At 39.1% G+C, this 14,332-nt stretch carries 10 protein-coding genes; 5 read left to right on the top strand and 5 right to left on the bottom strand.

What is annotated here, in order from left to right; all coding sequences use genetic code 11:
• Positions 1-67 precede the first annotated feature (67 nt).
• The 5 genes from HMPREF9456_RS09695 to HMPREF9456_RS09675 all read left to right on the top strand — a co-directional run bounded on the left by HMPREF9456_RS09695 (position 68) and on the right by HMPREF9456_RS09675 (position 6,223).
• Complete coding sequence (locus tag HMPREF9456_RS09695) at positions 68-874, top strand: glycogen/starch synthase (RefSeq protein ID WP_006843336.1); 807 nt, start codon at positions 68-70, stop codon at positions 872-874.
• A 97-nt stretch (positions 875-971) separates the two neighbouring features.
• Complete coding sequence (locus HMPREF9456_RS09690; protein WP_006843335.1) at positions 972-2,384, top strand: DUF4270 domain-containing protein; 1,413 nt, start codon at positions 972-974, stop codon at positions 2,382-2,384.
• A gap of 17 nt (positions 2,385-2,401) precedes the next feature.
• A complete protein-coding gene (locus tag HMPREF9456_RS09685) occupies positions 2,402-2,782 on the top strand; it encodes a hypothetical protein (protein ID WP_006843334.1) in 381 nt (126 codons plus the stop codon).
• Positions 2,783-2,977: 195 nt separating this feature from the next.
• A complete protein-coding gene (locus HMPREF9456_RS09680) occupies positions 2,978-5,263 on the top strand; it encodes a TonB-dependent receptor (RefSeq protein WP_006843333.1) in 2,286 nt (761 codons plus the stop codon).
• A 312-nt stretch (positions 5,264-5,575) separates the two neighbouring features.
• Complete coding sequence (locus HMPREF9456_RS09675; protein WP_006843332.1) at positions 5,576-6,223, top strand: LysE family translocator; 648 nt, start codon at positions 5,576-5,578, stop codon at positions 6,221-6,223.
• Positions 6,224-6,235: 12 nt separating this feature from the next.
• Here HMPREF9456_RS09675 and HMPREF9456_RS09670 read toward each other — a convergent pair whose 3' ends face one another.
• The 5 genes from HMPREF9456_RS09670 to HMPREF9456_RS09650 all read right to left on the bottom strand — a co-directional run bounded on the left by HMPREF9456_RS09670 (position 6,236) and on the right by HMPREF9456_RS09650 (position 14,205).
• Positions 6,236-7,618: a DUF3329 domain-containing protein gene (locus HMPREF9456_RS09670; RefSeq protein WP_006843331.1), complete on the bottom strand. Its 1,383-nt coding sequence runs from the start codon at positions 7,616-7,618 to the stop codon at positions 6,236-6,238.
• Between the two features lie 91 nt (positions 7,619-7,709).
• Positions 7,710-10,253 carry an adenosylcobalamin-dependent ribonucleoside-diphosphate reductase gene (locus HMPREF9456_RS09665; RefSeq protein WP_006843330.1) on the bottom strand — a complete coding sequence of 848 codons (2,544 nt, stop codon included), beginning with the start codon at positions 10,251-10,253 and terminating at the stop codon, positions 7,710-7,712.
• A gap of 326 nt (positions 10,254-10,579) precedes the next feature.
• Complete coding sequence (locus tag HMPREF9456_RS09660) at positions 10,580-11,335, bottom strand: zinc ribbon domain-containing protein (RefSeq protein ID WP_006843329.1); 756 nt, start codon at positions 11,333-11,335, stop codon at positions 10,580-10,582.
• Positions 11,336-11,446: 111 nt separating this feature from the next.
• Complete coding sequence (locus HMPREF9456_RS09655) at positions 11,447-12,541, bottom strand: Nif3-like dinuclear metal center hexameric protein (RefSeq protein WP_018074912.1); 1,095 nt, start codon at positions 12,539-12,541, stop codon at positions 11,447-11,449.
• 113 nt (positions 12,542-12,654) lie between these two features.
• Positions 12,655-14,205, bottom strand: coding sequence for a phage tail sheath family protein (locus tag HMPREF9456_RS09650; protein WP_006843327.1), 1,551 nt, complete (start codon positions 14,203-14,205; stop codon positions 12,655-12,657).
• Positions 14,206-14,332 lie beyond the last annotated feature (127 nt).

Here is a 14,332-nt window from a genome sequence, read left to right as displayed (position 1 = left end):
AAAAACAAGATTTTTTTTTATTATCTTTGTACTTTCAATTCAAGAAACAGAAGAGGATTATAATTAAATGGGTACTAAAAAGATTTTATACATCACGCAGGAGATCACTCCTTACTTGCCGGATTCACCAATAGCAACTAATTGTAGATACTTACCTCAAGCAATACAAGAAAAAGGACAGGAAATAAGAACGTTTATGCCGAAGTTCGGCAGTATAAACGAACGGCGTAATCAGTTGCACGAAGTAATACGCCTATCGGGAATGAATCTTATAATAGATGATACAGACCATCCTCTGATAATAAAAGTGGCATCGATACAAGCTGCCCGCATGCAGATCTACTTTATAGATAATGATGATTATTTTAAGCGTAAATACACTGTGGCAGACGATAATGGTGTAGAGTTTGACGACAATGACGAACGAAGCATATTCTATGTGAGGGGTGTATTGGAAACAATAAAAAAACTCCGCTGGATACCTGATGTGATCGATTGTCATGGTTGGATGACGGCTCTTACAGGTCTTTATATTAAGACTGCGTATGCTGACGACCCTTGTTTCAAAAATTCGAAGGTTGTTTACTCTCTCTATAATGATGACTTTAAGAAGCCGTTCAGCAATAAATTTATCGATAAATTAAAGTTTGACGGAATAAAAGATAAGGAAATCGCAGACCTAAAAGGCGTTGTTGATTTCGAAACTCTGGCTAAATTTGCAATCAAAAATGCAGACGGAGTAATACAAAGTGAAGATTTGATTAATAAAGATGTACTCGATTTCGCAAGTAAATCAGCTAAAAACTTCCTTCCTTATCAGGGAGATTTGGAGAATTCTGTTGATGCAATCAATAATTTTTACGAGAATCTTTAAAGTATCTAAAATAAAAATAGAAAAATGCTGTTTTATTTCATGAGAACAGCATTTTTTTGGATATTTGAAACCAATTTAATTTAACCCTTAATTTTGAATGAAGAGTAAAGCTTTACTGAGTCTGATAATTACAATCCTGATGGTTGTTTTTATTTCTTGTGATGACGATTTGAACAAGATAGGAAATTCTATACTGCCCGAAGGAGACGATATATTTGTATATGTTGATACTGTTGCGATAACAGCAAGAACTGTATCGCTCGAAGATTCGGTATATGCCAAATCTCAAACAGGGTTATTAGGAAATTATGTAGATCCTGTATTCGGGAACATTAAGTCTGATTACTTATCAGAACTATATTGTCCTGAGAATACGGAGTTTCCACCAAAAACACTTTCTATCGATTCTACTTTCCTTGAAGTGATTTCTGATCAGTATTTAGGTGATAGTATCGCTCCGTTTGGTATCGCTGCATACAGAGCAACACAGCCTCTTACCGCTAATTTCTTTACGAATATAGATCCGAAGAAATATTGTGATATGACGCAACCTCTAGGACAAGGTATATTTACAGTAATCTCTGCTCCGAACAATAGCGGTCAAAGAACATACTCCCTTCGTCTCAAAAAGGATATGGGGCAAGAGTTTTATGATGAATGGGTGAACTCTAAAGGCGCGACATTCAAAAATTCTGATTCTTTCCGCAAATTCTTTAAAGGTATGTATCTCACATCTACCTTTGGTTCGGGAACAATGATTAGTGCGAGTACTACAATATTTAAGGTATATCTTAAATATAATGGCAGAAATATAGCAGATACCGAAGACTCTGTTCGAGTAGGGATCTTTAGAATGGCTTTTACACCCGAAGTGATACAGTTGAACCACATTCAGAACAAAAACCCGGACTACTTGTTTACGAATAATGATACACGTACATACATGAAAAGCCCGGCGGGAGTATGTACCGAATTGACAATACCTTTGGCTGAAATAATGAAAAAAGCCGAAGAGACGGGTAAGAAAAATAATAAATTGAACGCTGCTAACTTTAAGATTAAAGGATTCACCGAGGAGGAAGAAAAAACCAATTTGGGAAGGCCATCAACTCTTTTGTTTATAAATAAAGATTCTTTGACTAATTTCTTTTCGGATAGAAATAAGAATAGACCCGATGCCAAAACCAGCTTTGTGATGGAGCGGTCGTCGACTAATATTTATAATTTCGTCTATGGAAATATGAAAGGATCTACTGTGAATAATATAGCTAACCTGATTAACCACTATATGGATTATTATAAAGGAAAAGACAATATTCCTGATCTTAAATATTTGGTTATACCTGTTTCGGCTAAGACCCAATCGTCTACAACCTCTTCAGGCTCTAGTGTTACTATCTATACAAATGTTTATAACTTAATGTCTCCGGCATCAGCTATATTCAGAACAGATGTTAACAATATGAAGATGGGGCTTATATTCAGTAACTATAATAGCAGCTCGAAATGATTAGCTAAAAAGATATAGTGTCGAGAAATAAAATAAGATACACAGCCAGAGTATTATTCCTATTGTATATAGGATATCTGGGCTGTGTATCTTATTTTGTACATAGCCACGTGTATAATGGAGTGGTTTATGTGCACTCACATCCATATAAGAAGCTGGCAAAAGATGGCGACGATAATAGGCAACTGCCGTTCGAAACCCACCATCATACCTCGGCCGGTTTCTTTACTTTCAATCAGGTATCTAATCTCGCCTCTTTCGAGGCTGTATCTTCCCATATCGGTGATATATATATTCCCGAGATAATCTTTACATACAAGCAGGTAATATTAAAGGATATAATTCCACCTGTTTTGTATTCTACCAATTATAGAGCACCCCCTTCGTTTCTATCCTGAGACTAATTATGTCAAATTTTGAGGAATTGTTTTCCTCCCTGTGATTGAAGTGTTTATGCTTCAGTCTCTATTCATTTAACTTATTCCCAAAAAGTGCAATGCAAACTTCTTGAACGAAATTTGTATTGCTAGTACATCATACAAAATGGTGCATTACCCGATTGTTATTGTACCATTATTATATATTTAATCAATATGAAAAAGATTATACTTTTATCATTCTATATACTATATGCTATAAGTTCTATAGCGCAATCGAAAACTTCATCCATCAAAGGGCATGTGCTTGATGGACAAACCGAAGAGCATCTTCCGGGTGTAACTGTTTATATCGACAAGACCAACCATGTTGCCGTAACAGACGAAACAGGGCATTTCTCTATCGACAGAATGCCCGCAGGGACATATATTCTGGTAACGCAGTATATAGGATATGCTCCCATAAGGCAAGAGGTGACTATAGGACACGGCGTTACCCGAAATGTGACCATGTATATAGAACCCGAAAACCAGCAGCTCGGCGAAGTTGCAGTAACAGCATCTTTGAGGGCTCTCAATCGGAAGATTTCGCCTGTGGTGGTAAATGAGCTTACAACAAAAACATTTGAGGCTACCAACTCTGTATCGCTTTCGCAAGGCTTGAATTATATGCCGGGCTTGCGTGTAGAGACCAATTGTCAGAATTGCGGTACACAAGAAGTCCGCATCAATGGCTTGGAGGGGCAGTACTCGCAAATGCTGATTGACGGACAAGCTGTATTTACCTCCTTATCTAAAATGTATGGATTAGAACAGATGCCGACCAATATGATAGAGCAGGTAGAAGTAATCAGAGGTGGCGGTTCTGTTCTATATGGCGCAAATGCAATTGGCGGAGTTATTAATGTGATAACAAAAGAGCCGGAGAAAAATTCTTATCAGGCAAAATATAATATGTCCTTAATAGATGGAAAATCGGCGGATAATATTTTATCTCTCAATTCTTCATTTGTAGACAGAACGAAGACTTCGGGTATTTCATTATTTGCTAATATGCGCCATCGTAATGCTTGGGATGCCAACGGTGATGGTTTCTCCGAAATTGGGAAAAATAAGGCGACATCTATTGGCTTCCGCAGTTTTACAAAGCCTACTTTAAATGATAAGCTCACGCTCGAATATCACTATATATCCGAGTACAGAAGGGGAGGGGATAACCTCAACCGCCCACCCCATGAAGCCGAGATAGCCGAGACTACAGATTATAGTATACACGCAGGGAGTGTAGGTTATATACATTCGAGTGACGATAACAAACGTAAGCTGATGGTGAATGGCTCTATACAAAAAACAGGCAGAGATAGTTATTATGGTGGTGGTCGTGATCTGAATGGCTACGGTAATACATCCGAATTGGCAGCCACAGGTACTGTCCGCTACGAGGTGAACACCGATAAACTGCTGTTTATGCCTGCTAAGTTTACTGTAGGTTTTACACAAGAGTATACAAACCTTCATGATACGATTCATAGCCGGAACATAAAGCAAATTCTGAATGTAAGCAGCCTCTATGCACAGAATGAATGGCGTGACGATAAGCTGACTTTCATTGTAGGAATAAGAGGTGATAAACATAATAAACTGAACAATGTAAATATCATCCCTCGTTCGAGTATAAGATACAAAGTAGGGGAGAAGGTAAATTTACGTGCGGCGTATTCTATGGGGTATAGAGCTCCCGAAATAATTGCATCTGATCTGGATGTCCCTGTTATCGGAGGAAAGGCTACGATCACCGTGCTGGGAGAAAATCTGAAGCGTGAATATTCGAATGCTATCAACGGAGGATTTGATTATACTTTGTTTAATAATAAGTTCTACTCTTACTTTCTTGTCGAAGGATTTTATAATAAGATAAACCGAGTATTTATAGTAGAAGAAACAGGAACCGATGCTATGGGTAATATTATAATGACCCGCAAGAATGGTGATGGTGCATACGTATATGGGTTAAACCTGGAAACAACAATACAGCCTATTGATTGGCTTGAGCTGCAAGGTGGATTTACTTGGCAGAGAAGCCGCTATACAGAGCCTGTAAGCTGGTCGTCAGAGTTGTATGTAGAACCTGTTAAGAAGATGCTCCGATCGCCTGATACGTATGGATTCTTTTCGGCAACCGCTACACCTAAGAGAAGCTATGCCGTTTCTTTGTCGGGGGTGTATACCGGCTCTATGTTGGCTCCGCACTTTGCCGGTGCAGAAGGTGTTGAAAAAGATGTGACTGTAAAAACACGCAGCTTTGTGGATATGACCGTGAAGCTGTCTTATTTCTTCAACCTGAATGCTACCAATAAGGTGGAGATTAATGGCGGAATACAGAATATGTTCAATCAGATACAGAAAGATTACGACAAAGGCCCTAACAGGGATTCTGAGTATATTTACGGACCATCATTGCCTCGTACATTCTTTATTGGTCTTAAGATAAGTTCTATATAAAATTGAATGTGTCTCAAGAATCTTACGTCATTCTTGAGACGCATTTTTTTCAAATTTCCTTTTTATTCTCCACTTTCAAATTTTTTATTTAACAAGATAAAAGAAAATATAAATAGATATTTTTAAACTGCCGATGATGATCCGATTAGATTAAAAATACTTAATCTCAAACTTGGTTTTATCCCATTTGTATCATATTCTAAGATTTTGATACTATCTTTGTGAAGCTGAGAGGGACTCTTAACTATAAAAAATGAAACCTTATAGTTTTTTCCCTGTTGACAGACAGGGTGTTCCACTAATATATAGTTAATGGTATATATCATTATAAAAGGATTATTTATTGGTTTTTTGTCTTCTGCTCCTATGGGACCTGTTGGCATGCTGTGTATTCAGCGTACTCTGAACGAAGGAAAGAAGCAAGGATTGATAACCGGACTCGGAGCCGCTGTGGGTGATATGCTGATAGCATTGCTTGCTATTATTGCAGCTTTAGGTCTAGGGTTCAGTACCGAATTTATTCAACAACACGAAGGTCCTCTTAAGATTGTGGGTAGTATTGTTCTTATTGCTTTCGGGTATGTGGTTTTCAATAAAAACCCGTCGAAAAGCCTTACAAAACTAAAAGAAAATGCCATGTCTTTCTGGAAGGTTTTTGCATCTTCGCTGGGACTCACCGTTTCCAATATCGCTACATTATTTCTTTATATAGCTCTGTTTGCTCGCTTCAATGTGATCGATGCAGATAAGCCTTTCGGCTACGATCTTCTTACCATATCTTTTATCGGTATTGGAGCTATGTTGTGGTGGTTACTAGTCACTTACTTTGTTAATAAATTGCGTTCCCGATTCAATCCGAGAGGACTTCAGATCTTTAATAAGATCATAGGAGTGTTATTGGTAGGTTTGGGTGTAGCAGGCATTATTACAGGAACATTGATGGGGATCGATATCTTTTAGCTTAATTCCGCTTCAATCTTTTAATTTGATCGCTATCCCATAATAACGAGACATCAGCACTTCCGAGTATGGATCTTCTCCGTGTATGTACGAATTTCCGTTGTATCGTGTAAATTCGCAGTAATCTAATCCTTCTTCTTTTGCTTGTTTTATAACGGCTTCACGTTGTGCTACGATTTGACTGTACGAATTGATCTCTTTCCAACCCAGATAAAAGGTAAATGAAAATGCTATCAGCGATACTGATACTACGACAAGCCTTATCTGCCTCAGAAATACGTTTTTGTAATCCAGATTGTAAAGGCAGATGCCTATGGCAATAATAAGGAAAGTGACAACGCCGAAAAGTGCTCTGCGGGGGAATGTAGGTGAAGCCAGCATGGCATATACTGCAACAATAGCCGCTACTGCATATATGAGTACAAGCTTCATTTTGTCCTTTTTATCCCCTCTCGAAAAACGACTGAAAGTGATAACAGAAATGAGAGCGATAAGAAAAAGAGGTCCGCTATAATAAAAAAATGTCAGCGTCCACATGAATAGGCGGTAACTTAGGTTGTATAAGCTGAATGTTGTAGTTTCTCCCGCCCTTACAAAATTTCCCGGCGCAGCTATCATAATGATAAAGCCTATAACAGCTCCTGCAAATCCCGCAATAGCCCAAACGGGAATCGACCATTTATGTGAACGGTAATATATGAAAAAGCCTATGATGATTACTAGCATTGCGGCCGCTGTGTTTTCGTTTGTCCATCCGGCTAGTATTCCCGATATAAAAATACAGATAGAGTAAAGGATTTGCAATATAGGCGTTGATATTTTCCCTCTGTAAAGCCTGAAGGGCAGAAGAAGTAGTAAAATAAGCCATGTTCCCCAAAGGTAGTTGGCAGAGCCTGTTAGCCAAAAGACGGTGTCTCCAAGTACGGGCTGCAAGAACCAAACTCCCAGATTGATCATTAAAAACAAAAAGATGCTATTTTTTGCACTTCCTTTTATGTGCATGTAGATTAAAGATATATAGCTTATGTAAACCAGTGTGTTTAGTAAATCGGCTATATATTTAGGCAGCATTAGCAGTACTTGTGCAATAAAATGAACAACGGAGCGACCTCCCCACATGTAGTAGTGGTTGATTTGCGAATGTATAATATCTTTGATGGAAGTGATACGGCCATCTTCTCCGTAGACGAAGAGGTATGCAAAGTCATCGGATATAATAGGAGTCAGCCTGTTTAGTGAATATATAGCTGTGAAACAGATTGCTATCACAACTATCCAGCACGCCCTTGTCTTTGTTTTGGTGTTGCTGATAGAGTGCAAGAGTTTCTCTGTGTTGTTGTATATTTTCCGAACAAGAGATACTCCATCGTCGAAACTATTCTTTTGAGCGTACATGAAGTTATTGTAAGTTTGTTACAAAAGTACAATAAAAAACAAAAGCAGCAAGACGATTCGTCTTGCTGCTCTATTATTATTTAAAAATGCTTTATCCGCATTTCGATGCACCACAGTTTGTACATTTCATACAGCCTTCTTGATACACCAATGTTTCTAATCCACAGACAGGGCATTTTTGACCTTTGGCCTCTGTTTCATTTGGGAGGTATTTTTTCAGTGCACGTTCAACACCATTCTTCCATGTGTTGATAGTTTCGCTGTTGAGTTCAAGTCCCTGAACAAGTTTTACAACCTGATCGATAGGCATTCCGTAACGCAACACTCCCGATATAAGTTTGGCGTAGTTCCAAAACTCAGGGTTGAACTTGCCGTTCAGCCCTTCGATTGTTGTTTTGTAACCCCTCTTGTTCTTAAACTGGAAGTCGTATGAGCGTTGACCTTCATCGTTCATTGTCTTGATAATCACACCCTGATTGATGTTCTTCGGAAGTACTAGACCTTCGTCGTCGTCCGACAATCCGGTAAAGATCTCGTAAGGACGTCCATCTAATAAGCCGATGAAAGCAATCCATTTTTCCTTGTTGTTTTGGAATTTGATTACATCCGCAGCCAGTTCGCGAGGACGTTCCATTACTATCTGAGGGCGTTCGTAGCAGTCTCCGCAGTCTTCTTCTTCCTTTTTGCTGTCGTTGGCAATAAGAACTCCGGCGCGTGATCCGTCACGGTATACAGTACATCCTTTACATCCGCTTTTCCAAGCTTCTATATAAAGTTGGTTGACGAGGTCTTCCGAAACATCAGATGGCAGATTGATTGTTACGCTGATAGAGTGGTCTACCCACTTTTGGATGCGTCCCTGCATTTTTACTTTCTGTAGCCAGTCTACATCGTTTGAAGTAGCCTTGTAGTAAGGCGATTCGGCAATCATTTTGTCTATTTCTTCATTTGTATATCGCTTGGCAGCAGGGTATCCTTTACTTTCCATCCATGTCACAAACTTGTGGTGGAATACCACATATTCTTCCCAAGAGTCTCCGTTTTCGTCAACAAAGTCTACACGTACTTCCTTGTCGTTCGGATTTACTTTGCGGCGACGTTTATACACCGGGAGGAATACCGGCTCGATACCTGATGTAGATTGCGTCATCAAGCTTGTTGTTCCTGTAGGTGCTACTGTAAGGCATGCTATGTTGCGGCGTCCGTACTTTTCCATGTCTTTGTATAGCTTTGGATCAACTTCAGCCAAACGATTGATGAAAGGATTGTTTCTTTCACGTTCGATGTCGAATATTTCGAATGCTCCACGTTCCTTCGCCAGTTCCACAGAGGCACGGTATGCAGCAACAGCCAGTGTGCGGTGTACTTCTTCGGCAAAAGTTGTGGCCTCTTCTGTTCCGTAGCGCAAGCCCATAGCGGCAATCATGTCGCCCTCGGCAGTGATACCTACTCCTGTACGACGGCCTTGTAGTGTTTTCTTACGAATTTTTTCCCATAGATGTCTTTCAGGCCATTTAACTTCTTCGTTCTCAGGGTCGATTTCTATCTTGTTCAGTATTTTATCTATCTTTTCGGTTTCAAGATCGATAATATCGTCCATGATTCGTTGTGCCAGTCCTACGTGTTTTTTGAATAGTTCGAAGTCGAAATATGCATCTTCTTTGAATGGATTAACTACGTATGAATATAAATTGATTGCCAATAGGCGACAGCTATCATAAGGACAAAGAGGGATTTCGCCACATGGATTTGTAGATATAGTCTTGAATCCAAGGTCTGCATAGCAGTCAGGCACAGATTCTCTGATAATGGTATCCCAAAACAATACTCCCGGTTCTGCCGATTTCCACGCATTGTGAACTATCTTTTTCCACAGCTCGGTAGCATCGGTGTCTTTTACTGTAGTCGGGTTGTCCGAGTCTATCGGGTATTGCTGTGTGTATGGAGTTCCGTCTACTACTGCTTGCATAAAGGCATCGTCTATCCTCACCGAAACATTGGCGCCGGTAACCTTTCCTTCTATCATCTTGGCATCAATGAATGATTCCGAGTCAGGGTGCTTAATCGATACGCTAAGCATAAGAGCTCCACGGCGTCCGTCTTGAGCGACTTCACGGGTAGAGTTAGAATATCTTTCCATAAAAGGAACAAGCCCGGTAGATGTAAGAGCTGAGTTTTTTACAGGAGATCCTTTAGGGCGTATGTGAGATAAATCGTGTCCAACACCTCCACGGCGTTTCATCAGTTGTACTTGTTCTTCGTCAACACGGATAATAGCCCCGTATGAATCCGATGATCCTTCCATACCGATAACAAAACAGTTCGACAATGATGCTATTTGATAGTCGTTGCCTATTCCTGTCATTGGGCTTCCTTGTGGCACAATATATTTAAATTGGTCAAACAAATCGTATAGTTCTTGGGTAGTAAGTCCATTTTTATATTTTGATTCTATACGGCCTATTTCGTTCGCCAATCTCCAATGCATATCTTCGGGCGATTGTTCGTAGATATTGCCTGTTGCATCTTTTAGGGCGTATTTATTAACCCATACTTTAGCGGCTAGCTCATCGCCGTTAAAGTAATCAAGTGCGGCTCTGTACGCCTCGTCAAAAGTGTAAACCTTCTGTGCCATTTGTTTATGTTTTTTTATATAAATTATTTTGTCTGTTTCTCTTATTTTTTTGCTAATGCAATATTACAGATTATGTGATGATGAAGCAAATTTTGTAATATCTATTTATTAACAAAGTAAAAAGTTTTCCATTTTAAAATGTAATTGACTGATAATTAGATGTGTGAAAATTATATGTTGAAGAAAAGTTTTCCATTTTGTTTTTCACTGTATAAGAAATAGAACAAGGTATGGAAGATAATGTTTAAGAAAAAAGCAAAAAAAATAATCAGAAAGGTCTTTTTAACCTTTCCGATTATTTGTAAAATATGTTATTTTCTGATAAGTTACTCTGCTGCTATCAGTTCCGGATCAATCATGATACGACCACAATATTCGCAAACGATAATCTTCTTACCGATTTTGATATCCATTTGTTTTTGTGGTGGAATTTTGTTGAAGCAACCTCCGCAAGCACCACGTTCTATACATACAACAGCCAAGCCGTTGCGTGCACTTTTGCGAATTCTCTTGAAGGCTTGTAATAAACGAGGTTCTACTTCAGCCTCAATATCTTTCACTTCGTCGCGAAGTTGTTCTTCTTGTTGTTTTGTTTCAGATACAATACCATCCAGTTCTTCTTTCTTTTGAGCAAGATCGGCAGCACGTTCGCTAAGAAAAGCTTTGCTCTTTTCTATTTGCTCAGCAAGGCCTTTAGAATCTTGGCTAAATTCACGGATACGTTTTTCGGATAGCTCAATCTCCAGCGTTTCGAACTCTATCTCTTTGCTGAGGTGGTCAAATTCACGATTGTTGCGAACATTATCGAGCTGTTCTTTATATTTTGCAATTTTAAGCTCGCTGTCTTTTGCTTTTTGCTTTTGATTCGAAATCGCAGTTTCAGCTTCTTTCAATTCAGCCTCGTGTTTTTTGATACGAGTTTCCAATCCGATAATTTCATCTTCAAGGTCGGCTACTTCAAGAGGAAGTTCTCCACGTAGGATTTTGATATTATCTATTTCAGATAGTTTCAGCTGTAGATTATAAAGCGTATGTAGCTTTTCTTCTACCGTTACTTCTTTTTCTGTCGGTTTTTTTGCCATAAGATATTTTTGTTTATTGAATTTCTATCATAAAAAAATGCAGTAATCGAATAGCTTCAACTATCTTCTTACTACATCATCCGTAATAAGCGGGAGTGCGTCGCCGCCTGATTACAAATATTTTACAGGATTTACGTCAAACCCTGACATATATACGGCAAAGGTAGGATATTTTTTTGAAATAATATCGAAAAAAATATTCTTTGTGAAAATTTCAGATTCGTAATGTCCTATCACTGCAAGCAATATTTTGTCTTCCACGTCGTAGAAGTCGTTATACTTAGCTTCTCCCGTGATGAAAATGTCGGCACTGTAAGAAACGGCTTTGGGGATAAGGAATGCTCCGCTGCCGCTGCATATAGCCACATCACGTATAGGTGTGCCACGCAAAGGCGAGTGCTGCAGCATGTTGAGATGGAATGTGTCTTTGAGCAAGTATAAGAAATCTTCTTCGTCCATCTCTTCGGGCAGCGTACCCACGATACCGCTTCCAGCTTTACTCCACTCGTTTTGTAGAGCGTAGAAATCGTATGCGGGTTCTTCGTATGGATGTACGGAAATAAGCGCACGCAAAACTTCCGACCGTTTGTATACCGGCAATACCATTTCGATGCGTGTTTCGGGCTCGGTGTGCAATTCGCCTATTTCGCCGCAGTACGGCTTGGCTTCGTCGCCTGCTCTGAATGTCCCTTCTCCTGTTATATTATAGCTGCACGAGTCGTAGTTGCCTATCGATCCTGCTCCTGCATTGAACAATGTATTGCGCAAAAGCTCGGCATGTGAATGTGGTACAAAGGTTACAAGTTTTAGTAATTTATCTTTTTGCGGATCAAGAATCCTTACATGTTGCAGGTTGAGCATATCTGCTAGATACTGATTAATTCCCTCCGAAGCATTATCCAAATTGGTATGAGCTGCATACACAACGATGTCGTGCTTGCATGCTTTTATCATACAACGTTCGATATAGTTTTTGCCTGTGAGAGATTTGAAGCTGCGAAAAGCCAGAGGATGGTGCGATATGATCAGATTGCAACCTAAGGCTATCGCTTCGTCCATTACGGCCTCGGTAACGTCTATGCAAACAATTGCGCCTTTGGCTTCCTGATGTATATCTCCTATTTGCACTCCACTATTATCAAATCCTTCCTGCAAAGGAATAGGGGCAATTTGTTCTATGGCATGCAGAATCTCTTTAATCTTCATCGCTCGCTGTATTTGTATAAACATTAGGTTATAACAAAGATATAATAGAAAATGAAATATTACATCATTTGTGAATACCAAAAAATAAGGAAGACGTGAGGTGCATTACCGATTTAGCTATTCTGCATTTGTATCTCAAAAGTGATTTCTGCAAATACACCCGGATGGACTATGGCGACCAATACAGTGATGCGCATAATGCCCTCAAGTATATCTGTTGGTGTCATTGTCTCTCCAAGTCCGATGTGTACACTATATGCATCATCAGGAGTGCTGCCAATTAAACCTCCTCGTTTCCATATTTCGTACAGGAAGTTTGATATCATGCTTTTTACGCTTATCCAAGTATTTCCCATATTGGGTTCAAATATATAGGCCTTGGTTGCATTTTTTATCGATTCTTCGAGCATGATCATAGTGCGCCGCACATTGATGTATTTCCAATCCATCGAATTGCTGTCTAAGGTGCGTGCCCCCCAAACCTTTATACCTTCTCCGGGGAATACCCGAATGGTGTTTACTGATTTGCCATCCAACGGTATATTTAAGTCTTCTTGCTCTTCGTTCGAAACATTTTGTGTAGAACTAATTGCCGATGCGAGGTTTATGTTAGCCGGGGCTTTCCATACCTCACTTGTATTGTCTACCAACGTTATTATGCCTGCTATGGAAGGAGCTGCCGGAAGCCGGTTGAGAGAAAGTAGTATCTGCCTCATTACCTCTTTGTAAAAAGGGCTACAGTTGAGCAATGTTCTATGATTTTCTTTGCGGATTTGTTCTTGGTCGTGAATGTCTTTTCCGCTAGCTATTTCGGCCTCTATTATCTCTTCGTTTTCTTTTATTTTTTGAATTAGTTTCAGTATCTCCTCCTTTTTTAGATCACCCTCCTTGGTTGCTTGTTTTTTACTGCTTACCTCTATTTCTTGTGTAATGAGAGGTATTAATTCTTTCAAGTCTAAATTTGAATAATCTAAATCTTTTTCTTGTATAATATTAAAATTAATCCATGGATAATAAGCTGCACAAAAGCTGAGAAAGTTGACACCTATATTCTCTCTGAATTTGGTTACCACATCTCCATTAGGTGCTTTGCGATTTTTGTACCCTTCATAAATATCAAATATAGCGATTCTGTTTTTCATATAAAAGCCGCAGTGACTTGCCATTGCTTGTTGTAATACATAGCAATCTTCGGCTTTAGCGAGGCATACAGCCTCGGGTATTACCAGCATGGTAGGTTCTTGTTCTTTTACCAATGGAGCTATACCAGCCGCTAGTGCCGAATATTCTATTTTGTTCGTATAGTTGCCTACAGATACGATGTAGCAATCACTCCCTCCGTTGGCGTAGAAAGTAAGCATACAGTAATACAGAATATAGCTGTCTGTGCGAGTTAGAGTATAACTTTCTCCATTTAGACTTGCATTAAAATCTCCATCGCCTTTTTTTATGTCAAATTTAGGCTTGGGAGCACCACCAAAATATGCTATAAATTCATTTATGGAACTTATTCGCACTGGTTTGTTTAATAGAAACTGATCTTTTTCAGATGCTTTCTCTGTATAACCTATAAAAGCAGGAATTGCCGTAGCTGCTTCTATTACAGCATTTGGATATGTTTCTTTATCAACAATATACACACCCGGTGTTTTCATGGCACTCATAATGTAAATCTTAATAAAGGTTATGGTAATCTGGGTTTATATCTGTCTATATCTCAAATGTATAGCAAATTTATTTATTTGAGTGTGTTTTGTTTCTAAATCTTTATCTTTTTTTTTGAAGAAGATG

The organism is Dysgonomonas mossii DSM 22836, from assembly GCF_000213575.1.
In the GTDB taxonomy this organism is placed as follows: Bacteria; Bacteroidota; Bacteroidia; order Bacteroidales; family Dysgonomonadaceae; genus Dysgonomonas; species Dysgonomonas mossii.
Note: the sequence above shows the minus strand (reverse complement) of the source record. Positions and strands in the feature narration are given on the sequence as shown.